The 25,142-nt window shown below is 70.2% G+C and carries 27 protein-coding genes; 17 read left to right on the forward strand and 10 right to left on the reverse strand.

Annotated features, from left to right (window positions below; genetic code table 11):
- Position 1: 1 nt before the first annotated feature.
- Positions 2-1,360 (reverse strand): ABC transporter permease, encoded by a 1,359-nt coding sequence (locus tag ASD30_RS05655; RefSeq protein ID WP_056678037.1) that lies wholly within the window; start codon positions 1,358-1,360, stop codon positions 2-4.
- Complete coding sequence (locus ASD30_RS05660; RefSeq protein ID WP_056678040.1) at positions 1,357-2,343, reverse strand: ABC transporter ATP-binding protein; 987 nt, start codon at positions 2,341-2,343, stop codon at positions 1,357-1,359. The genes ASD30_RS05655 and ASD30_RS05660 overlap by 4 nt, the downstream gene beginning before the upstream one ends.
- A gap of 186 nt (positions 2,344-2,529) precedes the next feature.
- Here ASD30_RS05660 and ASD30_RS05665 point away from each other — a divergent pair, with 186 nt between their 5' ends.
- From ASD30_RS05665 to ASD30_RS05685, 5 genes are all read left to right on the forward strand, one after another.
- Positions 2,530-3,966, forward strand: a complete 1,437-nt coding sequence (locus ASD30_RS05665) for a GuaB1 family IMP dehydrogenase-related protein (RefSeq protein WP_056678043.1) — start codon at positions 2,530-2,532, stop codon at positions 3,964-3,966.
- 86 nt (positions 3,967-4,052) lie between these two features.
- Positions 4,053-5,879, forward strand: coding sequence for an ABC transporter ATP-binding protein (locus ASD30_RS05670; protein ID WP_056678046.1), 1,827 nt, complete (start codon positions 4,053-4,055; stop codon positions 5,877-5,879).
- Positions 5,876-7,774 (forward strand): ABC transporter ATP-binding protein, encoded by a 1,899-nt coding sequence (locus tag ASD30_RS05675; protein WP_082563563.1) that lies wholly within the window; start codon positions 5,876-5,878, stop codon positions 7,772-7,774. The genes ASD30_RS05670 and ASD30_RS05675 overlap by 4 nt, the downstream gene beginning before the upstream one ends.
- 272 nt (positions 7,775-8,046) lie before the next feature.
- Complete coding sequence (locus ASD30_RS27820) at positions 8,047-9,369, forward strand: lytic transglycosylase domain-containing protein (protein ID WP_327152717.1); 1,323 nt, start codon at positions 8,047-8,049, stop codon at positions 9,367-9,369.
- A 34-nt stretch (positions 9,370-9,403) separates the two neighbouring features.
- Positions 9,404-9,955, forward strand: a complete 552-nt coding sequence (locus tag ASD30_RS05685; RefSeq protein WP_056678050.1) for a nucleosidase — start codon at positions 9,404-9,406, stop codon at positions 9,953-9,955.
- Between the two features lie 72 nt (positions 9,956-10,027).
- Here the strand turns inward: ASD30_RS05685 and ASD30_RS05690 are convergent, their stop codons facing one another.
- Positions 10,028-10,789 carry a LysR family substrate-binding domain-containing protein gene (locus ASD30_RS05690; RefSeq protein ID WP_082563656.1) on the reverse strand — a complete coding sequence of 254 codons (762 nt, stop codon included), beginning with the start codon at positions 10,787-10,789 and terminating at the stop codon, positions 10,028-10,030.
- Positions 10,790-11,117: 328 nt separating this feature from the next.
- Here ASD30_RS05690 and ASD30_RS05695 point away from each other — a divergent pair, with 328 nt between their 5' ends.
- The 3 genes from ASD30_RS05695 to ASD30_RS05705 all read left to right on the forward strand — a co-directional run bounded on the left by ASD30_RS05695 (position 11,118) and on the right by ASD30_RS05705 (position 12,933).
- Positions 11,118-11,738: a M23 family metallopeptidase gene (locus ASD30_RS05695; RefSeq protein ID WP_200951074.1), complete on the forward strand. Its 621-nt coding sequence runs from the start codon at positions 11,118-11,120 to the stop codon at positions 11,736-11,738.
- Positions 11,739-12,249: 511 nt separating this feature from the next.
- Positions 12,250-12,450: a cold-shock protein gene (locus ASD30_RS05700; RefSeq protein WP_056678061.1), complete on the forward strand. Its 201-nt coding sequence runs from the start codon at positions 12,250-12,252 to the stop codon at positions 12,448-12,450.
- Between the two features lie 72 nt (positions 12,451-12,522).
- A complete protein-coding gene (locus tag ASD30_RS05705; protein WP_056678067.1) occupies positions 12,523-12,933 on the forward strand; it encodes a TIGR03618 family F420-dependent PPOX class oxidoreductase in 411 nt (136 codons plus the stop codon).
- Positions 12,934-12,993: 60 nt separating this feature from the next.
- Here the strand turns inward: ASD30_RS05705 and ASD30_RS05710 are convergent, their stop codons facing one another.
- The 3 genes from ASD30_RS05710 to ASD30_RS05720 all read right to left on the reverse strand — a co-directional run bounded on the left by ASD30_RS05710 (position 12,994) and on the right by ASD30_RS05720 (position 15,361).
- Entirely contained in the window at positions 12,994-13,506 is a 513-nt protein-coding gene (locus ASD30_RS05710) for a ferritin (protein WP_056678070.1), read from the reverse strand.
- A gap of 62 nt (positions 13,507-13,568) precedes the next feature.
- Positions 13,569-14,189 (reverse strand): response regulator transcription factor, encoded by a 621-nt coding sequence (locus ASD30_RS05715; RefSeq protein ID WP_056678073.1) that lies wholly within the window; start codon positions 14,187-14,189, stop codon positions 13,569-13,571.
- On the reverse strand, positions 14,186-15,361 hold the full coding sequence (locus ASD30_RS05720; RefSeq protein ID WP_200951075.1) for a sensor histidine kinase: 1,176 nt from the start codon (positions 15,359-15,361) through the stop codon (positions 14,186-14,188). The genes ASD30_RS05715 and ASD30_RS05720 overlap by 4 nt, the downstream gene beginning before the upstream one ends.
- Positions 15,362-15,377: 16 nt before the next feature.
- Between ASD30_RS05720 and ASD30_RS05725 the strand changes: the two genes are divergently transcribed.
- From ASD30_RS05725 to ASD30_RS05735, 3 genes are all read left to right on the forward strand, one after another.
- A complete protein-coding gene (locus ASD30_RS05725; RefSeq protein WP_235532507.1) occupies positions 15,378-16,427 on the forward strand; it encodes an FtsX-like permease family protein in 1,050 nt (349 codons plus the stop codon).
- Positions 16,424-17,107 (forward strand): ABC transporter ATP-binding protein, encoded by a 684-nt coding sequence (locus ASD30_RS05730; RefSeq protein ID WP_056678076.1) that lies wholly within the window; start codon positions 16,424-16,426, stop codon positions 17,105-17,107. Before ASD30_RS05725 ends, ASD30_RS05730 begins: the two co-directional genes overlap by 4 nt.
- 68 nt (positions 17,108-17,175) lie before the next feature.
- On the forward strand, positions 17,176-17,976 hold the full coding sequence (locus tag ASD30_RS05735) for an alpha/beta fold hydrolase (protein ID WP_056679372.1): 801 nt from the start codon (positions 17,176-17,178) through the stop codon (positions 17,974-17,976).
- Positions 17,977-18,145: 169 nt separating this feature from the next.
- Here ASD30_RS05735 and ASD30_RS05740 read toward each other — a convergent pair whose 3' ends face one another.
- Both ASD30_RS05740 and ASD30_RS05745 read right to left on the reverse strand, forming a co-directional pair.
- The gene (locus ASD30_RS05740) at positions 18,146-19,045 is read right to left on the reverse strand and encodes a universal stress protein (protein WP_056678078.1); all 900 of its coding nucleotides are present in this window, start codon (positions 19,043-19,045) and stop codon (positions 18,146-18,148) included.
- Between the two features lie 151 nt (positions 19,046-19,196).
- Positions 19,197-20,093, reverse strand: a complete 897-nt coding sequence (locus ASD30_RS05745; RefSeq protein WP_056678080.1) for a universal stress protein — start codon at positions 20,091-20,093, stop codon at positions 19,197-19,199.
- Between the two features lie 187 nt (positions 20,094-20,280).
- On the opposite strand from ASD30_RS05745, the gene ASD30_RS05750 reads away from it, so the two are divergent.
- The 6 genes from ASD30_RS05750 to ASD30_RS26395 all read left to right on the forward strand — a co-directional run bounded on the left by ASD30_RS05750 (position 20,281) and on the right by ASD30_RS26395 (position 23,861).
- Complete coding sequence (locus tag ASD30_RS05750; RefSeq protein WP_235532508.1) at positions 20,281-20,724, forward strand: pyridoxamine 5'-phosphate oxidase family protein; 444 nt, start codon at positions 20,281-20,283, stop codon at positions 20,722-20,724.
- Between the two features lie 109 nt (positions 20,725-20,833).
- Positions 20,834-21,256, forward strand: coding sequence for a pyridoxamine 5'-phosphate oxidase family protein (locus ASD30_RS05755; RefSeq protein ID WP_056678091.1), 423 nt, complete (start codon positions 20,834-20,836; stop codon positions 21,254-21,256).
- 17 nt (positions 21,257-21,273) lie between these two features.
- Positions 21,274-22,179 (forward strand): hypothetical protein, encoded by a 906-nt coding sequence (locus ASD30_RS05760; RefSeq protein WP_056678094.1) that lies wholly within the window; start codon positions 21,274-21,276, stop codon positions 22,177-22,179.
- 83 nt (positions 22,180-22,262) lie between these two features.
- The gene (locus tag ASD30_RS05765; protein WP_056678098.1) at positions 22,263-22,673 is read left to right on the forward strand and encodes a pyridoxamine 5'-phosphate oxidase family protein; all 411 of its coding nucleotides are present in this window, start codon (positions 22,263-22,265) and stop codon (positions 22,671-22,673) included.
- A gap of 118 nt (positions 22,674-22,791) precedes the next feature.
- Entirely contained in the window at positions 22,792-23,694 is a 903-nt protein-coding gene (locus ASD30_RS05770) for a universal stress protein (RefSeq protein WP_056678099.1), read from the forward strand.
- A gap of 14 nt (positions 23,695-23,708) precedes the next feature.
- Positions 23,709-23,861 carry a hypothetical protein gene (locus ASD30_RS26395; protein ID WP_156393514.1) on the forward strand — a complete coding sequence of 51 codons (153 nt, stop codon included), beginning with the start codon at positions 23,709-23,711 and terminating at the stop codon, positions 23,859-23,861.
- Positions 23,862-23,927: 66 nt separating this feature from the next.
- On the opposite strand, the gene ASD30_RS05775 is transcribed toward ASD30_RS26395, so the two are convergent.
- Together ASD30_RS05775 and ASD30_RS05780 are read right to left on the reverse strand one after the other, a co-directional pair.
- Positions 23,928-24,917, reverse strand: a complete 990-nt coding sequence (locus ASD30_RS05775) for an Acg family FMN-binding oxidoreductase (protein ID WP_056678103.1) — start codon at positions 24,915-24,917, stop codon at positions 23,928-23,930.
- Positions 24,914-25,129: a hypothetical protein gene (locus ASD30_RS05780; protein ID WP_056678106.1), complete on the reverse strand. Its 216-nt coding sequence runs from the start codon at positions 25,127-25,129 to the stop codon at positions 24,914-24,916. The genes ASD30_RS05775 and ASD30_RS05780 overlap by 4 nt, the downstream gene beginning before the upstream one ends.
- Positions 25,130-25,142 lie beyond the last annotated feature (13 nt).

The following is a 25,142-nucleotide window of genomic DNA, read 5'->3' on the forward strand; positions in this document are numbered from 1 at the left end:
ACTACTCCTTGGGTTGGTCGTCGAGCAGGTCGACGAATCCGTCGAACTGCCACAGCGGGTTCGGGGCATCGCCGGTCGGGGTGTGGATCTGGAAGTAGCCGTTGACTTCCTTCGGCCCGTCGCCGTCGGCGACGTAGCGACCGTCTGCTGCCACGTCGAGCTGGTAGATCGCGTTGCCGGTCGCCCTGGTGCCGGGGAGGGTCCAGGTGACGACACAGCGCCAGTCAGCCCCCGGACCCACGTCCTCGACCCGGTCTCCGGCCTTGTCGCATCTGGCGGTGGTCTTCAGCTGCTCCTTCGTGACGGCAGGGCGGTGCAGCTGGTTGGTCTGTCGCACGTAGAGGTGCGAGAACGACGTGGCCAACGCGGCCTCGAGCTTCGGTCGCTCGATGCCCGATCCGGTGCCGCCGGTGGTGGCGGCGATGGCCACCGTCGTCGCCGCCGTGAGGGCGGCCAGTGGCACCAGGCCCGCGACCGCGAAGCGCAGCCCCGAGCCGTCGTGAGCGAGATCGGTGAAGTCGCGGCGCACGAAGATGCGGTAGGCCAGCAACGTGGCGAGCCCGGCCCACGCGAGACTCACGGCGGTGCCGATCCACAGGGGCCCGAACTGGCCCGGAGTGGTGAGCAGGCCGCGGTAGCCGATGAAGGCGTTCGTCGGAAGGGCCAGGCGAAGCGCAACCGGCACGGGCATCAGCGCGAGGCCCGAGAGTGCGAGGGCGAGCACCACCGGCATCAGCAGACCGAGGGGTGAGCGACCCAGTGCGACCGAACCCAACAGTCCGACGCCCGCGAAGGCGAGTGTGGGAGGAACGATGCTCAGCCAGGCGAGCAGCACCGTGCGCGTGAGTTCTCCGGAGTCCATCGGGTGTCCGTCGAGGCCGGGGAGCGGGTGGTTGCCCACCGAGGCCAGGCCGCCCACGGTGGACGACACCGCGAGGGCGACCAGCAGGGCAAGGATCACGGTGAGTGCGGCGAGTGCCTTCGACACGAAGATCAGCCGCGGCGAGCGTACGGCGACCAGCAGGTGCCGCCAGGTGCCCAGTCGGTCTTCGGTCGCGAAGATGTCGCCGGCCACGAGGGAGGTCAGCAGTGGCAGGGCGAAGGCACCGAGGAAGACGAGGATCACCAGCGATCCCGCCCAACCCGACTGGTTCATCCACCGGCCGTACACGGCATCGGCCGGCAAGGAGGTCTGCCGGCTGATCACGGCCGTGTAGACGGCAGGGGCGACCAGGCAGGCCCCGAACATCAGCCGGACCCGCCACTGCGCGATCAGCTTGAGCAGCTCGAAGCGGTAGCAGTCGCGGAGGACCACCGGCCGCATCCGTGACGGTGCGGCAGCGGTGACGGTCGTGGTCATCGTGTGGGCTCCTCGACCCGGGCGTGAGATGCCTCCGGGTCCGGGTCGCTGTCGGAATCTGCTTCGGTGGCGGTCAGCGCGAGGAAGGCCGCCTCCAGGGGTGGGACGACCGGTCCGAGCTCGCGAAGGGAGATGCCTGCGCCGACGAGTCGCACCACCAGGTGATCGACCGCGGACTCGGGTCCTCGTACGACGAGCGCGTTCTCGTCGGTCCGGGACTGGCCGGTGGCCCTTCGCAGGCCCGGCGTGGACCCGGCGATCCGACGGGCCTCCTCGGGGTCGGAGGTGACCAGGCGATAGTCGAGCTCGCCGCCCTCGGCGGCCAGCTTCCCGAGGGGTCCGGAGAACACGACCCGGCCCGTCGACAGCAGGGTCACCTCGTCACACAACGCGGCGAGATCGTCCATCCGGTGGCTCGAGAGGACGACCGTGGTGCCGGCGTCGGACAGGTCAGCAAGGATCTGGTGGACCTGCCGCTTGCCGGCAGGGTCGAGGCCGTTGGCGGGTTCGTCGAGGACCAGCAGGCGCGGCTCACCGAGGAGCGCGGCGGCCAGGCCGAGCCGCTGGCGCATCCCGAGGGAGAAGCCGCGCACCGGGTCACCCGCCACCTCGCCGAGGCCGACCCGCTCCAGCAGCCCGTCGACGGACTGAGCGCCTGCCCCGCCGCGGAGGGACGCGAGGGTGGCGAGGTTCTGGCGTGCCGTGAGCATCGGATAGAGGCCCGGACCGTCGACGAAGCCCGCGACCTCGGCAGGCACGGAGAGCGCGCGGCCCACGTGGGTGCCGAGGATCTCCAACCGGCCACCGTCTGCGGTCGCCAGCCCGAGAAGCAGCCCGAGGAGCGTCGTCTTCCCGGCACCGTTGGGGCCGACAAGGCCGTGGATCTGACCGGTGGGCACGTCCAGGTCGACACCGTCCAGGGCGATCACGTCGCCGAAGGTCTTGATGACACCGTGTGCCCGGATCGCAACGGTCGACTGCACAGGGTGCCTCCATTCGGTCGCCGCCAGGGAAGGCCGATTGGCCCGAGACGAGGTCGTTGCATCCCGCAACTTCCCCGCAACGGACGTTAGGGGTCCCGGGTGTCCTGATCGGCTCGGTTCCCCCAACGAGGTGCGAACGGAAGGTGACCCCGCCGTTCACCCGGATGGCGGGTAGATTCGACCGCTGTGCGCTTCCTCCACGACACCCCGCCGTCCCATGACCTGACCTACGACGACGTCTTCATGGTCCCGCGGCACTCCGCGATCGCCAGCCGGTACGACGTCGACCTGTCCACCTCCGACGGCACCGGGGCCACGCTGCCTCTCGTGGTGGCGAACATGACCGCGATCGCCGGCAAGCGGATGGCCGAGACGATGGCCCGCCGCGGCGGCCTGACCGTGATCCCGCAGGACATCCCGATCCCGGTCGTCGCCGACGTGGTCCGCTTCGTGAAGTCGCGCCACCTCGTCTTCGACACTCCCATCGAGCTGCGTCCCGACCAGACCGTCTCCGAGGCGCTCGCCCTGATCCCCAAGCGGTCGCACCGGGCCGCGGTCGTCGTCGACGGGAACCGTCCGGTCGGCGTGGTCAGCGAGGCCGACTGCGCAGAGGTCGACCGTTTCGCGCAGGTGCGTGACGTGATGAACGCCGGCTTCGTGCGCCTCGATGCCGACACCGAGCCTCGCGCTGCCTTCGACGCGATCGACGGAGCCCGCGCGCCACTGGCGGTGGCGGTCGACGCCGACGGCGCGCTCGTCGGCGTACTCACCCGCACCGGGGCCCTGCGCGCGACGCTCTACTCGCCGGCCGTGGACGCCGACGGTGGACTACGCATCGCCGCGGCGATCGGCGTCAACGGTGACGTCGCGGCCAAGGCGGCCGAGCTCCTCGACGCCGGGGTGGACTGCCTCGTCGTCGACACCGCCCACGGGCACCAGGAACGCATGATCGAGGCCCTGCGCGCCGTGCGTGCCCTCGACCCCGGGGTGCCGGTCGCGGCCGGCAACGTGGTCGACGCCGACGGAACCCGGGCACTGATCGAAGCCGGCGCAGACATCATCAAGGTCGGGGTCGGGCCGGGCGCCATGTGCACCACACGCATGATGACCGGCGTCGGCCGCCCGCAGTTCTCGGCGGTGCTCGAGTGTGCGGCCGAGGCCCGCACCCACGGCAAGCACGTCTGGGCCGACGGGGGAGTGCGGCACCCGCGCGACGTGGCGCTCGCCCTGGCCGCCGGAGCCTCCGCGGTGATGGTCGGCTCCTGGTTCGCCGGAACGCACGAGTCCCCGGGTGACCTGCTCACCGACCCCGACGGCCGGGCCTTCAAGGTCTCCTTCGGCATGGCCTCGGCGCGAGCCGTCGCGAACCGCACGTCGGCGGAGTCGGCGTACGACCGGGCCCGCAAGGGCCTCTACGAGGAGGGCATCTCGTCGTCGCGGATGTACCTCGACCCGCAGCGACCCGGCGTCGAGGACCTCGTCGACGAGATCTGCTCCGGCGTGCGTTCGGCGTGCACCTATGCCGGGGCCGCTTCCCTGGGCGAGTTCCACGAGCGTGCCGTGATCGGGGTCCAGTCGGCGGCGGGATTCCACGAGGGCCGGCCGCTGTCGACCAGCTGGTGACCCGTCGGAAAATCATTTGAGCGCCGTCAGGGGCAGGGCGTAATCTGGTTCTTACAAGAATCCACGAGGGGAACCGCCAGCGCCCGATGTCATCCACCGCCCCTGCCACGTCCCCCGAATCGCACCACGAGCACACCCAGCCGTCGTCGCATCCGCCCGCCGGCGTCCATTCCCTGTGGCGGCTGCGCGGCTATCTCCGGCGGCACGTCCCCGCACTCGCGGTCATGCTCGGCACCTCGCTCGGCGGGGTGGGCCTGAGCATCGCGATCCCCCTGGTGACCAAGGCCCTCATCGACGGCCCGATCGCGGACGGCGAGATCGATCCCGTGCTGCCCCTCGGCCTGCTGGCACTCGCACTCGGCGTCCTGGAAGCGATGCTGATCTTCTGGCGGCGCTGGATCCAGTCCAACGCCGTGCTCGGCGTCGAGACCGACATCCGTCACGACCTCTACGAGCACCTCCAGCGACTGCCGATGGCCTTCCACAGCCGTTGGCAGTCCGGGCAGCTGCTCTCACGCGTCACCACCGACCTCTCCAGCATCCGGCGGTTCAGCGGATTCGGGCTCCTCTTCCTGCTGATCAACGTCACCCAGCTCATCGTGGTGACCGGGGTGCTGCTCCACATGTACCTGCCGCTCGGCCTGGTGGTGGCCGCGGCAGCCCTCCCGATCATCTATCTCTCGATGCGGTTCGAGAAGCGCTATGTCGTCGTCTCCCGGCGGGTGCAGGACGAGCAGGGCGACCTGGCCACCCTGGCCGAGGAGGGCGCCGTCGGCATCCGGGTGATCAAGTCGTTCGGACGCTCGCGCCACGTCTCCGAGCAGTACGACGACGCCGCCCGCACGCTCCACGCCACCTCCATGGACAAGGTGCGCCTCTCCGCCCGTTTCTGGACCTTCCTCGAGGTGATCCCCAACCTGGCGGTCACGCTGGTGCTGCTGCTCGGCGCGCTCGGCGTGGGCCGTGGCGACCTGAGCCCGGGCACCCTCGTCGCGTTCATCGTGCTGATGCTGTCGCTGGTCTGGCCGATCGCCTCACTGGGCGTCATCCTCGCCATGGCGCAGGAGGCGATGACCGCTTCGGCCCGCGTGCTCGAGATCTTCGACGCCGAGCCCGCCATCGTGTCCGGCACCGAGACCCTCGAACGGCCCCGAGGCCACCTTCGCTTCGAGCACGTCGACTTCCGGTTCCCCGACCAGCACGACGACGAGCTCGTGCTGCGCGACGTCAACCTCGACATCGCGCCGGGGGAGACCGTGGCCGTCGTCGGTGCCACCGGCTCCGGCAAGACCACGATGACCGCCCTCGTGCCCCGGCTCCACGACGTCACCGCGGGGCGGATCACCGTCGACGGCGTCGACGTGCGCGACCTGACCCTGCCCTCGCTGCGCACCATCGTCGCCACCGCGTTCGAGGAACCGACCCTGTTCTCGATGAGTGCGCGCGAGAACCTCACGCTCGGTCGAGCCGACGCCACCGACGACGAGATCGCCGAGGCCGTCGAGGTCGCCCAGGCGGGGTTCGTGCACGACCTTCCGTGGGGTCTCGACACCCGCATCGGCGAGCAGGGGATGTCGCTGTCCGGCGGTCAGAGGCAACGTCTGGCCCTGGCCCGTGCCGTCCTCGCCCAGCCACGCATCCTGGTGCTCGACGACACGCTGTCGGCCCTCGACGTACACACCGAGAAGCTGGTCGAAGAGGCGTTGCAGCGCGTGCTCGCCGACGCCACCGGCATCGTGGTGGCACACCGTGCGTCCACGGTGATGCTCGCCGACAAGGTCGCGCTGCTCCAGGGCGGCACCATCACCCACGTCGGCCAGCACAGTGAGCTGATGGCGACCGTGCCCGCCTACCGCCAGCTGCTGGCGGCAGACGTGTCCGACAGCGATGCCCTCGAGGAGGCACCCGCGTGACCAGCACTCCGGTCCACACCTCGACGCCGGACCCACGAGACCCGGGCAACGAGGAGGAGCCCTTCGAGCGGGCCAGCCAGCAGGACTGGCGTGGAGTCGCCGGCGACGGCCGGTCCGACGAGATCACCGACGCTGTCAGCATCAGACTGCGTGACCGCTCGCGACGGTTGCTGGGCGACCTGCTGCGCCCGCACCGCACCTGGCTGTGGATCGTGGTCGGCATCGTCATCGTCGAGAACGCCGCGCGCCTCTCCATCCCCTACCTCGTCAAGGAGGGCATCGACCGTGGCATCCCGCCGATCCGTGAGAGCGGTGAGACCGGCACGCTCTACCTGATCGTCGGCATCGTGCTCCTCGCGACGATCACGCAGGCGATCACCCGCCAGATCTTCCTGGTGATCTCCGGCCGCATCGGACAGGACATGCTCTTCGAGCTGCGCCGCAGGGTCTTCCGGCACTTCCAGAAGCTCAGTCCGGCCTTCCACGACGACTACACGTCGGGGCGCGTCATCTCGCGACAGACCTCCGACGTCGACGCGATCTACGAAATGCTCGAGACCGGCTTCGACGGGCTCGTGACCGCGCTGCTGACACTCGTCGGAACCTCGGTGCTGCTCCTCGTGCTCGACGTGAAGCTCGGCCTGGTCGCGCTGTTGTGCTTCCCGTTCCTGATGCTGCTGACCAACTGGTTCCGCAAGGAGTCGGCCAAGACCTACCGGGTCACCCGCGAGAAGGTCGCCCTGGTCATCGTCCACTTCGTCGAGTCGATGGGTGGCATCCGGGCGGTCCAGGCGTTCCGGCGCGAAGACCGCAACCAGGAGATCTTCGACGACATCAACCACCAGTACCGCCGGGCGAACCTTCGCGCCTTCCGGCTGGTGGCGTGGTTCATGCCGGGCATCAAGCTGATCGGCAACCTGACCATCGGGGTCACCCTGCTCTACGGCGCCTACCTCGCGTTCCACGGCGAGGTCACTGTGGGTGTCCTGGCGGCGTTCCTGCTCTACCTGCGCCAGTTCTTCGAGCCCATGCAGGAGATCTCGCAGTTCTACAACACCTTCCAGTCGGCCTCGGCCGCCCTCGAGAAGCTCTCCGGGGTGCTCGAGGAAGAACCTTCCGTCGCCGAGCCGGCCCGACCAGTGCCGCTCGACGATGCCCGGGGCGAGCTCACCTTCGACGCGGTGAGGTTCGAGTACGTCGAGGGCGTGGCAGTGCTCCCCGGCCTCGACCTGCAGGTTCCGGCCGGCCAGACGGTGGCCCTGGTCGGCACCACCGGTGCCGGCAAGACCACACTGGCCAAGCTCGTCTCGCGGTTCTACGACCCGGTCTCCGGTGCGGTCCGCCTCGACGGCATCGACGTGCGCGAGCTCGACGACGAGACGCTGCGCCGGTGTGTGGTCATGGTGACCCAGGAGAACTACCTGTTCAGCGGCACCGTCGCCGACAACATCCGGTTCGGCAAGCCCGACGCGACGATGGACGAGGTCGTGGCCGCGACGACGGCCATCGGTGCCCACGACTTCATCGTGGCACTGCCGCAGGGATACGAGACCGACGTCGCCAACCGGGGCGGTCGGCTGTCGGCGGGGCAGAGGCAGCTGGTCGCCTTCGCGCGTGCCTTCCTGGCCAACCCGGCCGTGCTGATCCTCGACGAGGCGACCTCGTCGCTCGACGTCCCGTCGGAGCGACTGGTACAGCGGGCCCTCAAGACGATCCTCAGGAACCGCACGGCGCTGATCATCGCCCACCGCCTCTCCACCGTGGAGATCGCCGACCGGGTGCTGGTGATGGAGCACGGGGACGTGGTCGAGGACGGTTCTCCCGACGACCTGATCGCCAGCGGCGACGGTCGTTTCTCCGACCTGCACGACGCCTGGCTCGAGTCCCTGGCCTGAGATCGGGCTCCAGCCGGGGGATGTCCTCAACGGGCTGCACAGGCGGCTGTCGACCCGTCGGTGAGCGCTGCAGAGTAACCTGCGGCGGCCGTTCTGGTGATTTCTTGTCACCTACATACCAAATCTGCGCCAAATTCCTTGCGGATCCCGTTTTCAAAACGGAAATCGGTGCAAGGATCGGGGTCAGCGGCGACCTCGTCTGAGGTGTACGGGGGCCACGACACTAACGAGACGACTCTGCCATGAACGGTTCACGCTCAGGACTGGTCCGGATGTCCACGCGCGCAATGCCCGCTGCGGTGCTCGGGGTGGCCCTCCTGACCGGAGTGACCGGATCTCTGCACGCCCCGTCCGACTCCGGCGCGGCCAGCGCCGACACCGGTACGAGTCGTGCCCAGGCAGCGCCCCCGGTGCCCGAGGTCGCACTCGAGGCTCCGGCCAGCGTGACGCCCGCGGCCAACGCCGGCACCGACGGACGGGTCAGTCTGATCGCCTCGACGACCGGAATCGCTCTTCCGTCTCCCGCACTCAGCGCCTACCAGCGCGCGGCCTCGGTGATCAACGCCTCCGACACCACCTGCCACATGGACTGGCAGCTCCTCGCCGCGATCGGCCGGGTCGAGTCCGCGCACGGCACCTACGGCGGCAGCACCCTCGACGCCAACGGGCTGGCCACTCCCTCGATCATCGGCGTCGCCCTCGACGGTCGCCGTACCGCCCGGATCACCGACACCGACGCTGGCCAGCTCGACGGAGACACCCGGCACGACCGCGCCGTCGGACCGATGCAGTTCATCCCGGCCACGTGGTCGGTCGTGGGGGTCGACGCCGACGGCGACGGTGAGCGCAACCCGCAGGACATCGACGACGCGGCCCTCGCCGCAGCGGTCTACCTCTGCTCCGGCAGCGATGACCTCGGCACCGACGCCGGCCGGCGCTCCGCCGTGTTCCGCTACAACCACTCCCAGGCGTACGTCGCCCTGGTGCTGGGCCTCATGCAGAAGTACGTCGACGGCGACCTCTCGGCGGTGCCCGCCACGATGACGGTCTCCGCCGCGATGAACACGAACCTCGTCGGACCGGTCGCGATGGGTCCCTTCGCCTCACGCGTGGCCACCGACCACCGGGCCAGCAAGGTCGCGGACCACAAGAGGGCGACCAAGGACGAGGCAGCCGCCGAGCCCGGGAAGCTCAACCCCACGCCCGTCTCGCCCGGCACCGCCACCGCACCCGTCCACCCGACCGCGCCGACCGACCCGGGCACCACCGAGCCGTCGGAGCCGACCGACCCGGGCACCACTGACCCGGGCACCACCGACCCGGGCACCACCGACCCGGGCACCACCGACCCGGGCACCACCGACCCTGGCACCACCGAGCCGTCGGAGCCGACCGACCCGGGGACACCGAGTGAACCCACGCCCACGGACCCCCCGGAGACGACGCCGCCCACCGACCCGGTCGAGCCGGCCGCGCCGGCCTGCATCCTCGACCCGGCGACCGGGCAGCCGATCGACGCGGCAACCGGGCAGCCGCTCGACCCGGCCGACCCCTGCGTGCTCGCGCTCGAGCCGGCTCCCACGACGACCCCCTGACCTTCCCGGCTGGACCCACTCGTAGCCTTCGGGCGTGAGCTCCTACCTGATCGTCGCCGCGACTGCCGCGGAGGCGGCGTACGTCCCCGACGGGCTGCCTGTCGTGATCACCGGCATGGGCAAGACCGCCGCAGGCGTCGCAGCGGCCCGCGCCCTGGCCGCGTTCGAAGACACCGACGGACTGCAGGTCATCAACATCGGCACGGCCGGGGCCCTGCGCGACGGACTGACCGGACTGCACGAGCCGGGTGTCGTCCTCAACCACGACATCAACGCCGACGCGATCCGGGAACTCGGCTACGACCCGCAGGAGGAGCTGCGCGTGGGTGAAGGACCCGTCGTGCTGGCCACCGGAGACACGTTCGTCACCGACCCTCTCGTGCGGTCACGCCTTGCCGAGCGGGCACACCTGGTCGACATGGAGGGCTACGCCGTCGTCTGGGCCGCCCGCCAGTTCGGCGTGCCGGTGCGGGTGGTCAAGCACGTCTCGGACAACGCCGACGAGGGCGCCGTCGACTGGCCGTCCCTGGTGGACCACAGTGCCAAGGTCCTCGGTGCCTGGCTCCACGAGTCGCTGCCCGAGTAACGCTCCGTCCATGACGCCGTGCACCCTGCTGGCAGGGCACAAGGCGTCAACAGGGGCGCACAAGTGCGACGGTCAACGTCGGCGCTTGCGGGCCGGGGGAGTGCGGCGCTTGTCCCCGGACGCCTTGCGTGCGCCGGTCTTCTTCGCCGCTCCGGCGGCGGACCTGCCGCCAACCGGCTTGGCCGGCGCCTTCCGGGCCGGCTTCTTCTCGCCCGCCTTGCCCGTGGCGGGCCGCAGGCCGGTCTCGCTGCGCGAGCTGTTGGCCCGGCGGCCGCGGACGACACCGATGAACTCCTCGAGCCGCGGGTCGTCCACGCCGAGCGGCCAGGCCAGCCCCACTCGCGTCGGGGGTACGCCGACCACGGGCCGGTGCACCACGTCCTTGCGGTGGTGGAGCCGGGCCACCGACATCGGCACGATGACCATGCCCGTGCCGGAGCCCACCACCTCGAACGCGTCCTTCCACGTCATCTCGGGGAAGTCCAGGGGAGTGGCGGTCGCCAGCTCGGCCCAGCCCGGCACCTCTCCAGCCACCAGCTGCTCGTCCGCGAGGTCGGCCAGCGGCACCTCGTCGTACGCCGCGGCCGGGTGGTCCTTGGCCACGACCACCACCGGCTGCTCCTCGTAGAGCGGAATCAGGTGCAGGCCGTCCTGGTCGAGAGGGAGCCTGACGAAGACCATGTCAGCGCGGCCCTCGTCGAGCACGAGACGCTGCTCGGCCTCCTCCACCAGGGCCAGCTCGAGCGGGAGTCTCGGGAAGCGCTCGCGCCAGATGCGCGACCACTTGTCGGGGGTCACGCCGGGCACGAACGCGATCCGTAGCGGCTCAGTCACCTGCACAGGCTAGCGAGGACGCGGCGATCCGGCGGGTTTCGGGGCGTTGTGATCTCCCTCGCCATTTCCGGGCCGCTCAGGCGTGGGCCCGGAAAATTCCTGTGACCGGCGTTACCGGGCGGAATGTCCTGATTTGAACCAGCGAAGCCCACATGGCCCACTGGATGGGCCGCCGCTTGCAATTGTTAGCACGCCGCAAGCGGGGCCGGAACCGGGACGCCGACCACTGCCCATCCCGACTCCGTCCATGTCACCGATATCGGATCACCGGGCAGGTCCAGCGCAAGCAGTCGCAGCGGTCAGCGATCGGCGAGTGACCCACAAGAGCATGCCTACACGTTCACAGTTCCGCCGTACCCTCGCCCGCAGCGCCGCCTTCGGCGTCCTCCTGGTCAGCACCTCGCTGGCCGCCCCGAGCCAGGCCCACCCCGCCTCGGCCACGGCCCAGGCCCCCGCCGGGAAGCAGGTGGCCGCGCAGGCCCCCGTCCCCGTCTCCGCGGACGCGAAGCCGAAGTCCGTCGCCAAGCCGGTCACCCTCGAACCGCTTCCGCCGGCCTGGGTGCTGCCCGTCTCGGGCTACCACCTCACCGGCACCTTCGGCGCCACCAGTTCGCTGTGGTCCAGCACCCACACCGGCCTTGACTTCGCCGCGCCGGACGGAACTCCGATCCACTCGGTCACCGACGGCGTCGTGATCGAGTCGGGCTGGGACGGTGCCTATGGCAACAAGACGGTCGTCGAGCTCGCCGACGGCACACAGCTCTGGTACTGCCACCAGAACTCGATCACGTCCACGGTCGGGCAGGAGCTGGCAGCCGGGGACCTGCTGGGCTACATCGGTGCCACCGGCAATGTCACCGGCCCGCACCTGCACCTCGAGGTTCGGCCCAGCCCGGACGTGCCGGTCGACCCGTTCACCGCGCTCACCGAGCACGGCCTGCACCCCTGATCCGGCCAAGGCAATGACGAAGGCCCCGCCGATCGGCGGGGCCTTCGTTGTGTCATTGAGCGAGCCCTTCGGCGAGTCCGGGGCTCAGTCGCGCACGCGGATCGGCTGGGGCTGCGGCTCTTCCTCCGCCGGCAGCAACACGCCGATCACGTGGAGCAGGGCGATGCCGCCGATGATGGTCGTCCAGACGAGCATGGTGTTCCTCCTGTCGGTGCGGTGAGCTCCCCCGTGGGCTCGCCGATGGAACACGTGTGCCCACCTTCGACGGGTTCTACACCTCGGGTGATGCGGAACACGCCATGCCGATGTCGTGCCGAAATTCGCTATTCGCTTCCGTTGCCCGTACCGTTGTCGTCGTCGGGCCGCGTTGTTCTGTCGGTGCCCGACCGAATCAGCGTCAATGACCGTGTGTTGCGGACAACGATCCGCCCCGGGCAGAACGCATCATCAGTTTATTGGGACTTTCGCATCATGCAGGGCCCCGCTTTACGCTCCAGAAGGGAGCAGCAACATGACACAGGGAACCGTCAAGTGGTTCAACGGCGAAAAGGGCTTCGGCTTCATCGAGCAGGCTGAAGGCCCCGACGTCTTCGTGCACTACTCGGAGATCCAGGGCACCGGCTTCAAGAACCTCGAAGAGAACCAGAAGGTCGAGTTCGAGGTTGCCCAGGGTCCCAAGGGCCCCCAGGCGACCAACGTGCGCGGTCTCTGAGACCCTCACTCGCAAGAACCCCCGCAGCCTTCGGGCTGCGGGGGTTCTTCGTATTTCGGGGAGAATGACGTCATGTCCCGACTCGACCTGCTCGACGACCCGGCCTACCTTGCCTTCTGGCGGGCCCGCCACCTCTGCACGGTGAGCACCCCTCGCCCCGACGGCACGTTGCACGTCACCCCGATGGGGATCGTGCTCGACGCGGACCGGGCGTTCGCGTGGGGCATCACCAGTCGCACGTCGGTCAAGGCCCGCAACATCGCGGCGTACGACGAGGGCGCGCCCGTCGCGGTGTGCCAGATCGACGGCCGGCACTGGGCGTCACTCGAAGGTGTCGCCCGGGTCCTCGACGACCCGGAGTCCGTGCGCGAGGCCGAGGAGCGCTACGCGGTCCGCTACAAGGTGCCGCGGGCGAACCCACAGCGGGTCGCGTTGCGCATCACACTGTCCCGGGTGCTGGGCAGGGCCCCCGAAGAGCACTGAACGAGAACGGCACCGCAACCCCAGTGGGGTGCGGCGCCGTTGCTCAGGCGGAGCGATGCGTCACTTGGCCTCGGTCGACCTGGTCGGCCGGGCGCCGAGCTCCTCGTCGAGACGGAGCAGGCCGGGGCCGTCCTCGTTGATCAGCTCGACGCGACCGACGATCTCGCTGACCGTGGCCTCTTCCTCGACCTGCTCCTCGAGGAAGAAGTTGAGCAGCGGGCGGGAGTCGAGGTCGCCCTCCTTCTCCGCTGCCCGGTAGAGCTCGCGAATGCTCTCGGACACGCGCTGCTCGTGGGCGTAGGCCGCCTCGAACACCTCCAGCACGGAGGACCCCTTCACGGTCGGGGCGCTGAGGCCGCCGATCTTCGGGTGGTTGCCCCGGTCGGCGAGGTGGTCGATGAACTTGTTGGCGTGGACGATCTCCTCGTCGGCCTGGTGGCGCAGCCATGCGGCCATGCCGGGCAGGTCCTTCAGCTCGAGCTCGATGGCCAGCTGGCGGTAGACCAGCGATGCCTCGAACTCCAGGGTGATCTGGTCATTGAATGCGGACTCGAGGGTCTCGTTGAGCTTCATGGCCCCAAGACTAGGCGGCCGGAATGCCTTGTGCATCGAAGGATTGGCTCACCTTCACCTCGTCAGCGGATCATCCCGGACGCCCGCGCACTGGCCACGGCCGCCGTGCGCGAGTCGACGCCGAGCTTGCCGAACACGTGCACCAGGTGGGACTTGATCGTGGCCTGGCTGAGGAACAGCCGCTCGCCGATCTGCTGGTTGGAGAGCCCGTCGGCAACCAGCCCCAGCACCTCCAGCTCCCTGGGAGAGAGGGACGTGTCCGGACGCAGCGTGCGGCGTACCAGCCGTTGCGCGATCGAGGGAGCCAATGAGGTCTCACCGCGCGCCGCCGCCCGGATGCCGGCCGCGAGGTCCGCCGGGTCGGCGTCCTTGAGCAGGTAGCCGACCGCGCCGGCCTCCACGGCAGCCAGCACGTCGGTCTCGACGTCGTACGTCGTGAGCACCAGCACCTGGGGAGGCTCGGGAAGCGCCCGCAGGCTGCGGGTGGCATCGATCCCGTCGACGCGATCACCGAACCGCAGGTCCATCAGCACCACGTCGACCGGCGTGGTGGCGCAGAACGCCACGGCGCCCCGGGCGGTGTCGACCTGGTAGACCACCTCGACGTCCGCCTGCAGCGCGAGTACGGCGGCCAGCCCGGCACGCACCACGGGATGGTCGTCGGCAAGCAGGACCCGGATCATGGGTGCACCTCCAGGGGGAGCCGGGCCGCGACGGCGGTGCCGTGGCCGGGTGTCGACTCGAGGTCGAAGGTGCCGCCGAGCTCGGCGACCCGGGCTCGCATGGAGGTGAGCCCGTAGCCACCGTTGTCCGTGGCGGCCCCGTTGCCGTCGTCGACGACGTCGAGGGCGACCTCGTCGTCCTGGTAGGAGAGCGTGACGGTGACCCGTCGGGCACCGGCGTGTCGGACGGCGTTGGCGACGGCCTCCTGGGCGACCCGCAGCAGCGCCACGTCGTGGGCGCCGGGCAGGGCGAAGGGTGTGCCGTCCACGCGGAACGTGGTGGTGGGGGAGTCGACGCCGTCCGCCAGCCGGGCCAGCGCCTCGGGCAGGGACCGCTCCGCGAGGTCTGCCGGCCCCTGGGCCCGCACCAGGCGACGAGCTTCGGCCAGGTTGGCGCCGGCCACCTCGCGCGCCTGGACGACCAGGTCCCTGGCCGGGCCCGGGTGTGCGTCGAGGTGACGCTCGGCCGCACCGAGGAGCAGGTGGATGCTGCCGAGGCCCTGGGCGAGCGTGTCGTGTATCTCGCGGGAGAAGCGTTCCCGTTCCTCGAGCTTCCCGCGTCGTTCGCTCTCCTGACTGGCGACCCGGAGTCCGAGGACGACGGCGATCGCCACTCCGGCGCCGATCACGGGACCGAGCACGCCGCCGATCTCCCACGCGTCGCTGTGGTGCGCGAAGCCGACGACCGCGACCACGGTCAGGGCACCGACCACGGGTACCGCCACGCGAGCGGGCAGCACGTTGAGGGCCAGGAAGAACAAGGGAAAGGCCAGCCAGACGCCCATCGGGGTCAGCACGACGAGGCCGATCCACACCAGGGAGAGCAGGGCGCCCCAGAGCGGGACCAGCGCCGGCCGTCGGGTGATCCACGGGCCGAGTCCGGCGACGTACACGGCCGCAAGCAGCGCGGTGACCACGAGGACGGCCGTGTCGGGACCGTCGCCGAGAGCCGACACCGCGGTGACCAGCAGTAGCGCCACCACGAGCAGATGGGTGACCAGTCGCACCAAGGGGAGTGCGCGGCTGATCGGGGAGGTCACCGGGCCAGCATAGGCAGTCGGGGAGCCGCCACCCATCAACCGATAGTTGGAGCCGGGAGCCTCCTCACGGGCGATCTCCCCGCGCCGGCTCACGACCAGACTCGAAGACGTGGCCGTCACCGTGACGACCGCGAAGTCGAGGAGGCAGACGTTGTACGTCGGATGGCGCGACCTGGTGCATGCAAAGGGCCGGTTCCTGTTGATGGCGGGTGTGGTCACCCTGATCGCCGTGCTCGTCGGACTGCTGAGCGGGCTCACCCGCGGGCTGGCCGACGAGAGCACGTCGGCGATCACGGGACTCCACACGGAGCGTCTGATCTTCTCCGGAGCCACGGCCGACTTCTCCTCGTCGCGGGTCCCGACCGACGGCAGCATCGAGGGTGAGCCCCTCGGTGTGGCCACCTCGCGTGCGGCGACCGCGGCCAAGGCCGAGCCGGTGACGGTCATGGGGGTGCGGCCCGGCAGCCCGATCGCGCCCGACGCCGACGGGGTCGGTCACGGAAAGGTGGTCCTGACCGACCAGGCCGCCGAAGACCTCGACCTGCACGAGGGCGACGAGCTCTTGGTCGGCACGCAGGAGTTCACGGTCACCGCCGTGCGTGGTGACGCGTCCTACTCGCACGTGCCCGTGGTGTGGCTCGACCTCGTCGACTGGCAGTCGGTGACCGGCGCGACGGATTCCGCGACCGTCTTCGCCACCGATTCCACCTCGGCGCCGACCGGTTTCACCAACGCGTCCCTCGACGACTCGCTCGCGGGGATCGGCGCGTACTCGTCGGAGAACGGCTCGCTGCAGCTGATCCGCGGGTTCCTGTTCGCCATCTCCGCACTCGTGGTGGGCTCGTTCTTCACGGTGTGGACCGTGCAACGCCAGCGCGACATCGCCGTCCTGAAGGCGCTCGGTGCCTCGACCGGCTACCTGATCCGCGATGCCCTCGGCCAGGCTGCCCTGCTGCTGGGACTGGGAGTCGGACTCGGTGCCGTGATCGTCGTCGGCGTCGGGGCGCTCGCCGTCCGCGCCGTGCCGTTCGTGCTCGACGCGGCCACCATCGGAATGCCGTTGCTGGCCCTGGTCCTGCTCGGCCTCGGCGGCGCCGCCCTCGCCGTACGCCGCATCACCTCCGTCGACCCGCTGACCGCACTGGGGAGTGCCCGATGAACGCCCTGGAACTGACCGACGTCACCCTCACCTACCCCGACGGTGCCTCTCGGCTGACCGCCGTCGACCACGCCTCGCTGGTCGTGCCGCGCGGCGCCCTGACCGCGCTGGTCGGGCCCTCCGGGTCCGGGAAGTCGTCACTGCTCGCGGTGGCGGCCACCCTGATCACCCCCGACACGGGCCGCGTGGTCGTCGACGGAGTCGACACCGGCACCCTCTCGGCAGGCCAGCGCACGCAGCTGCGCCGCGACCGGGTCGGTCTGGTCTTCCAGCAACCCAACCTGATCGACTCGCTGACCGCCCTCGAACAGCTCACCGTCACCGCGTCGCTGGCCGGCCGCTCACGCCGTACGGCGACGGGGGAGGCGCGTGACCTCCTCACCGACGTGGGGCTGCTCGAGCAGTCGGACCGTTTGCCGGCGCAGCTCTCCGGCGGGCAACGCCAGCGGGTGAACATCGCCCGGGCGCTGATGGGTTCGCCGGCACTGCTGTTGGTCGACGAGCCGACGTCCGCGCTGGACCACGAACGCGGTGCCGAGGTGATGGCCCTGATCCGGCGGATGACCGTCGACCGCAACGTCGGGACCGTGCTGGTCACCCACGACACCGGGCACCTGGGCGACGACGACCGCGTCGTCGAGTGCGTCGACGGCCGCCTGCGGGAGTCTGCCCCCGTCTGAGGCGGCCGTATCGCCCCCGAAGACTAAGGTGCAGATGGGGGCCCGTGAACGAGGAGGTGGTGGGGCGCATGACGGTGGATTTCGCGCAGGTGAACGGGATCGAGGTCGCCTACCACCGGGTCGGTGACGGGCCGCTCCTCGTCCTCGTCCACGGCGCGGCGGAGGACGGCCGCATCTGGGAACCACAGCTTGAGGGTCTCTCCGACGACTTCACGGTCGTGGCCTGGGACGAGCCCGGCGCCGGTCGGTCCGGTGACATGCCCAGGGACTTCGGCCTCACGGACTACGCCGACTGCCTCGCGGGACTGATCGACTCGCTGGCCCTGGGGCCCGCGCACGTCGCCGGTCTCTCGTGGGGCGGCACGGTGGTCCTTGAGCTCTACCGCCGTCATCCGGCTCTCGTCGCCACGCTGATCATGAACGACACGTACGCCGGGTGGTCGGGGTCCCTTCCCGCCGACGAGGTCCGGGCTCGGGTGGACGGTGCCCGCCGGATGCTGGCTGCACCTGCGGAGGACTTCAGCCCCACCCTTCCGGGGCTCTTCGCCGGCGACCCACCGGCGGAGTTCCTGCCGCTGCTCGCGGCCATTTCCGCCGACGTCCGGCCGGCCTCACTCAGGCACCAGCTCGCCATCATGGCCGCGGCCGACCTGAGCGACCTGCTTCCTCGTGTCGCCGTCCCCACCCTGCTGCTCTGGGGCGAGGAGGACGTGCGCTCGCCCCTGAGCGTGGCCCGTCAGTTCGAGACGGCGATCGCGGACACGCAGCTCGTGGTGATCCCGGGCGCCGGGCACATGTGCAACCTCGAGCGGCCTGGGCTGGTGAACCGAGCCGTGCGCGAGTTCTGCCTGGCCCATCCCCAGAGGTGAACGAGGCGGGCAGGCTGTCGCACAGGTGACTTTTCCGCTGGCTCCGCGCTTCGAGCGTGTCGACAGGACCCGAGCAGTCACCGCTGGCTGGACTCGTACGCCGAACCACGATCGGTGGTACCCGGTCAGCAGGGAGACCGGTTTCCCCGCCATCACGAGTTCCCGCGGATCAGTGGGAAGGGACCACGACGACAGGCGTCTCCGAGTGGTGCAGCACCCCTCGGGCCACCGAGCCCAGCTCCAGGCCGAACCTGCCGTTGCGGCGTCGGCCCAGCACCAGGAGCTGTGCCCGAGCCGCCGCGTCGAGCAGCGCGGTGCCCGGATGGCCGACCTTGTGGGTGAGCTCCACCTCGACGTCGGGGAACTCGTCGCGGAGCGGCTTGACGGTGCGTTCCACGGACGCGGCACCCTGTTCCTGCCATTCCCGGTACGTCGGTCCGCCGAGCTGGGGGTCCCACACGAGGATCGGCTCGATGTCCACCGAGTGCAGGACCTCCAGCTGGACGCCGCGTCGCGCGGCCTCGGTGAACGCGAAGCGCAAGGCGGTCTCCGACTCCTCGTCGGGGTCGATCCCCACGAGGACCTTGTCGTGCTCGTGAGCAGCCTGCTGCCAGGCCGGCGGGACGACGAACACCGGCACCCGTGACCGGCCGGCCACCGCGATGGAGGTCGACCCGGCCAGCATCCGGCTGAACGTCCCGAGCCCGCGTTTGCCGACGACCAGGCGGGCTTGTTCGACGGAGCGGTCGAGCAGGCAGTGGGCGGCCCCACCGAACCTGACCTCGTGGTGAACGGTCAGGTCGGGGTGGTCGGCGCGCAGCCGACGTTCCGTCTCGTGCAGGAGCTGCCACTCGTGCGAGGTGTCGAAGCGAACGTCGTGATGGGGCACGGGGATGACCGAGTCGTCGACGGCGACGACCAGGACCAGGTCACGCCCCGTGGCGGTGGCGTCATGCGCGGCGTAGTCGACGGCGGCGGCGTTGCTCGGAGACGCGTCGACGCCGACGACGATCGCGCGGGTCGGGTCGGTCCACGCCACGGGGCGGCTCTGCCATGCCGGGGCGGTCATCGCAGTGGTCCGATGACGAGGTGGGTGCGCAACATGATGATTCCTCCTGGAGTCCGATTGCCTCCAGCGAACCGCGCAGGCCCTGCGCGCCGGCAGGGACGATCGTCGTGTGCCGGTAGGCACAAAGCCCCGGACGGAGCCCGGGCCCGGATCAGCCGAGAGTGGGCGACGAGACGGGGCGGAGCCACGGCACGACGGCGACAGGACTCTCCGTGCGCTGCAGAAGCCCTCGTACGGTCGAGCCGAGTCGATGACGGCCCAGACCGTTGGACCGGGTCCGCCCGACGACGGTCAGCTGGGCGTGGCGAGCGGACTGGAGCAGGGCGACCACCGGCGTGGCGGCGCTGCAGGACAGGGTCGCCACCACCTCCGGGAACTGTTCAAGCCATGGTTCCAACCGGGTCGCGAGGGACGTCCGGACCGACTCCTCGTAGAGGGCGATCGCCTCGGCGTCGTACGCCAGCACGGGAGGAACCTGCCAGGCGCAGACGATGGTCAACGGTGCCCGGAGGTCGTCCGCGCGGGCGAACGCGAACGCGAGGGCCGGCGCCTCGGGGTCCTGGCCTCCTCCAGTGTCGGGCGAGAGTCCGAGCACGATCGGCGCCGCCGCGAACCGGGGTTGGATCCACGCCTCGGGGACCACCACCACCGGCACGGGGGACTGCGTGGCCACCAGGGCCGACGTGCCGCGGGTCATCACCCGCGTCATACGACCCATGCCACGGTGGCCGATCACCACCAGCTCATTGCCGGGGGCAGCCGCCAGGAGAGTGGGCGCGACGGGGCCCACCAGTCGTCGTGTCCGCACCTGTCCCAGCGCGAGCCGTCTGGCGAGCACGGACAGGTCGTGACCGGTCTGCTCCGCGGCCCCGTCCGGGCTCGACTCCACGGCGGTCACGAGGCGCACCTGCTGCCCGGTCCGTTGCGCTTCCTGGGCAGCCCAGAGGACGGCTGAGGCCGAACGGCCGTCTGCGCCGACCCCGACCAGGAGCGGACGCGCTGCGGAGCCATGCCGTGCGCGCGCCTCTCCACTGGAACGGTTGTCCATGATGGGCTCCCTCATTGCCGGCGGTTCCTCCCTTCACGATGGCGTCGACCGAACCGCGCCGGGAGGGCCAGCCGTCCCGACTGGCGGGACCTTCGCCCCTGCATGGAGCGACAGCCCGCTCCTAACGTGGGGACGCCAGGTCGCGGTGACGTGCCGCGGCCGTTGCAGGAAGAGCGACCCAGTGAATGTGCCCCGCGAACTGCCCACGGAGAAGTGCCTGGACCTGCTCTCTGCGGGAGTGGTCGGGCGGGTGGCGATCTGCACCCCCGACGGCCCGCGCATCGTGCCGGTGAACTACGCCGTCGTGCGCGGCGCCGTCGTCTTCCGGACGGATCCCGACTCGGTCCTTGGTCAGCGCCGCTGGCCGGAGCTCCTCGCCTTCGAGGTCGATCACCTCGACTACGAGCGGCACCGTGGTTGGAGCGTGGTGGCGGTCGGCCCCGGTGAGTGTGTCGAGGACCCGGACACCCTGGCCGTCATCCGCCGGGAATGGGAACCGCGGCCCTGGGCCGGGGGAGAGCGTCCGCTCCACATCCAGCTCGCCTGGACTGAGCTCTCCGGCCGCCAGCTCGGAGGACCCTGGTCCTCGACCGAGGAGATGCCCGTACGACGCACGGTGCGAAGGGTGTGAAGGGTGGATGCCAGGGGACCTTCGGCCCTTCGCTCGCCCGGCACAGGCTCGTAGCGTGAAGCCAGGGACGCCCGTCGCCCCACCGACCACCACAGGAGAGGAGCCCGTCATGGACATGCCTCGAGAACTCTCCCCGCGGGAGTGCCTCGAACTGATCTCGAGCGAGGAGGTGGGTCGGGTGGCAGTGTGTACGGCAGACGGCCCCCACATCGTGCCGGTGAACTACGTCGTCGTGGACGACGCGATCGTGTTCCGTACGGCGCCGTACTCGGTGCTGGGCACAGTCGGCTGGTCGTCGCCCTTGGCCTTCGAGGTCGATCATCTCGACCCTGCCCTACGTCGTGGCTGGAGCGTCGTGGCCGCAGGTCCGGGCGAGATGCTCTCGGACGCGGATGCGCTGACTGCTCTTGCTGGCATGGCCGACCTCCAGCCCTGGGCCGGCGGCAGCAGGCATCTTCACATCCGGTTGCCGTGGGTGTCGTTGACCGGCCGCGTGGTCGGCGGAACGATCGCCACGGGCACTTCGGCCTAGGGGAGAACGTGTCTCGCATGCAGCGTGTCCGGATCGGATCGATGCCGGACGAGACCAGCAGGCCCGCAACCAAGGCACCACCACCGCGCGCCTATGGGGTGCTCCTGTTGGTCCTGGCCGGCAGCCTGCTCGCCAACTCCGTGCTCGGGCCCCTGGTCATGGGCGTCGTGAGGTACCCCGTCTCCGACACGCTGGCGAACCAGCTCCTCGGACTCGAACTCGTGACCGTCGTCGTCGTCGTACCGTGGGCAGCGCTCACGGGCGTGGCAGGGCTCATGGGGGCGCGCTCGGCGCCACTCTTCGGGTTCGCCCCGTCCGCCTACGCGGCCTACATGCTCGTGCAGTACATCCTCGGACCCGAGTACGACCACTACTCGGTTGTCGTGCTGGGTCAGCTGCTGACCTTCGTCCTCGCAGCCGGTCTGATGGTCTGGTCGTGGGCACTGTCGGCGTACGTCCCGGTGCCGCGACGCGACAGTCGTGACCAGCGACGGGCCGGGCTGCTCATGTTCGGCCTGGCCGCGTTCGTGGCGCTTCGGTACGCCGGCGCCGTCGGCGACTCGTTCACCGGAGCCGGGATCGGAGCCGAGTTCGCGGAGGAGCGAACCTTCTACTGGTCCATCTTCCTGCTCGATCTGGGGATCGTGGTGCCCTGCACGGTCGCCGCCGGATGCGCGCTCGTCTCCGGAGCCGCGGGCGGGCGACGTGCCCAGTACGCGGTGATCGGGTGGTTCGCGCTGGTTCCCCCGTCGGTGACCGCGATGGCAGTCGTCATGCTGCTCAGGGACGACCCGCATGCCTCGGTTCCCACGACGCTCCTGTTGGGTGCTGCCTCGATGGTGTTCGGCTGGTTCGCCTGGCGCACCTTCCGCATGCTCCTCCGGCCCGCCGGGTCCTTGGTCCCGGCGGGGCGTGTCTCGTGACCCTGCAGCCACGGCCGCGTACCGAGAAGACTCGGAAGTGAGCGGGCCCGACCCTGGGCCCCCACCCCGACGAGGGAGACGACATGACCAACGAGCGCTGGTACGCGAACCACTTCAGGGAGCTGTCTCCGGACGAGTGCCTGGAGCTGTTGGGATCCTGCCCGGTCGGGCGCATTGCCTACTCGGTCGAGGGCGGCCCGGTGGTCCTTCCGGTGAACCACGTGCTCGACGGCGGTGACATCCTGTTCCGGACCTCACCGCACACCGAACTGGGCCGCACGATGATCTCCGGCCACGTCGCCTTCCAGGTCGACCAGTTCGACGAGACCGACCTCACCGGTTGGAGCGTCCTCGTGCGCGGGTCGGCCGAGTACGACGACTCCGACGTGAGCATTCCGGAGGATCGGCCGGCCCCTTGGGCGGACGGAACCCGGAACCTCGTGGTGCGCATCCGGCCTCGACTGGTGACCGGGCGCCGACTCCTACCGGGGTGACCACGCTGGAGGCCCCGAGCCCCAAGGCGTCTCGCGCCAGCGACTTCGGGTCCTTGGTCCTCTCCGTTCGGGTCCATGGACGGTGTGGCGCGCCCTTCGTCGTCGGCACGCTGAAACCATGGACACACACATCACACCAGACAGCATCGTGCTCGGCTACGACGGCTCCGAGCCCGCCAGGCATGCCGTCACCTGGGCAACCCATCAGGCGGCCCTCGAGGGACGGCCCCTCGCCATCGTGAATGCGGGCGGCGAGGGTGAGCTCAGGACCATCGGATGGGCGGGGGTGGACGGCGGCTGTTCGCAACAGCTGCCGGATCTTCTCGCGACGTCCAGGGACCTCGTGCAGGAGGCCGTGGCGCTCGCCCTGTCGACGCAACCTGACGTACGGGTCCAGGGAGTGCCACTGCTGGGTGGAGCCCGGCAGCGTCTCGTCGAGCTCTCCGCCTCGGCACACATGATCGTCCTGGGATCGCGGGGGCGGGGTCCCCTCCGCAGCACGGTCCTCGGATCCGTGAGCGCAGCCGTTGTCCGATCGGCACACTGCACCGTCGTGGTGTGCCGGCCCGGGCACGCCGGCGCCCTCAAGGACGGCGTCCTCGTCGGCGCCGACGGGTCCGCAGAGTCGCTTCCGGTGGTCGAGTACGCCTTCCGCCACGCCTCCCTGCGGGGCCTCCCGTTGACCGTGGTGCACTGCGTGACAGGTTCCGTCACCCACCCGTCTGTTCCGGAGTCCGTGGTCCTGTCCGACGACCAGGAGCTTCACCTGATCCTGTCGGAGTCGGTCGCTGGCCTGGCGGAGAAGTTCCCGGACGTGCACCTCACGCTGCAGCTGGCTCGGGGCCCCGTCGAGCAGTGCCTGACGAGCGGATCGCGACCCAGGGATCTCATCGTCGTGGGCCGCCACCAGGTGTCATCGCTCCTGGAACGGGTGACCGGCACCACGGCCACGGCGGTGCTCGAGCGGTCGGGCAGCACAGTCGCCGTGGTGCCCGAGGCTGCACCCGTCAGCGAGCTCTGACGGAGGGACGAGTGATGGAACACATCGACGACGCCGTGACGCAGCTGACTTCCGAGCAGTGCTGGGCACTGCTCGAGGGCGAGGAGTTCGGCCGGTTCGGCGACTCGGTGAAGACGAACAGCACCGTCTCGGAGAGAAGTCACCGAAGTCGTGGCTGCCCACACTGAAGTTCGACGTCGTCGAGCTGAGTCCCTCAGTGGTCACCGGCCGCCGCTTCGTCCTCCGTCGCCGGATCACCAGCTGAGTACGTCGTCCAGCGGCCGGCGCGACGTCCGGGGGAGGGCCCCTCGGCTGATGGCCAGCCAACCGACCCGGACCAGGAGATGAGGCATGCCCATGCCGTGGAGGACCTCGCCGCGCAGGCGTTCTCGTGTCTCGTCGACCTCGATGACCTGGCTCAGCGGGACCACCGAGAGGCCCTCTCGGGTCGCCCGCAACCACAGGGCGCTCAGCGCCTCCCCGGTCCGCAACCAGGCGGGGCTGTCGTCCGAGGCACCCCGCAGCACCAACAGCCCGTCTGATCCCTCGAGCTCTCGTTCCGGCTCGGTGAGGAGACCGCTCCCGAACCGCGTGCGCAGGTGTGCGTCGCTCGGCGCGTTCGCGGGGATCACGACGCCGGGGACACCGTCGCGAGCGCTGTGGTTGACCCAGTGGCGTTGTTCTTCGGCCAGTGGTTCATCGGTCGCCTGACGGTCCAGTGCCCGGCCCACGAGCAGGTCGGTGCGGATCCTTTCCGACGGACCCTGCAGCACCATCGCTTGACCGCCCCACTCGTCGGCGGTGGCTGCCAGATGTCGCAGGCGCTCCTCGGGCACCGGCCACGACGTGAATCGCCGGCGGTCGGTGCAGCGATCCCTGATCGCCTGGAGCTCCTCGCCTGCGTCCGGCGACGGTGTTGCGGGCGTGAGCTCGATCCTGGCCAGGAGCGTGGAGTCGTCACCGTCCGGGAGCCGGGTGACGGTGGGCTCCCAACCGAGGGCGCCGGCCGCGACCTGGGCATGGTGGAGTGCGGCACCACAGCTGATCACCAGGTTGCGTCCGCGGGCATCGGCCACGGCGAGCCGACGTCCGGTGTCGGCGAACAGTTCGAGTGTGTTCCCGGAGGCATGCCAGGACCACGGCTGGGTGTTGTGGACGCTGGGTGCCATGCAGGCGTGCCCGACGATGTCGCGCAGGATGCGTGCCGGCACCACCGTGGCCGCAGGGGCTGGGTCGACGGTCATGACAGCGCCTCCTTGGACGTGCGCAGGTCGCGCAGCGCCAGCGGCACCAGGACGGCCAGCGCGGGGATCGACCACACCCAGACCAGGAAGAAGGCGCCGACGATGCGGCGCCCCAGGTCATGGTGGAGCGGGAACGGGCCGAGAGGCTCCGCGGGCGAAATCGTTCGTGGAGCGGCGCGTGTCGCGGTGGTCATCAGGTGTCCCTTCGTCATGTCCAACGATCCA

Origin of the sequence: Nocardioides sp. Root140 (assembly GCF_001426745.1) — a bacterium.
Classification (GTDB): Bacteria; Actinomycetota; Actinomycetes; order Propionibacteriales; family Nocardioidaceae; genus Nocardioides.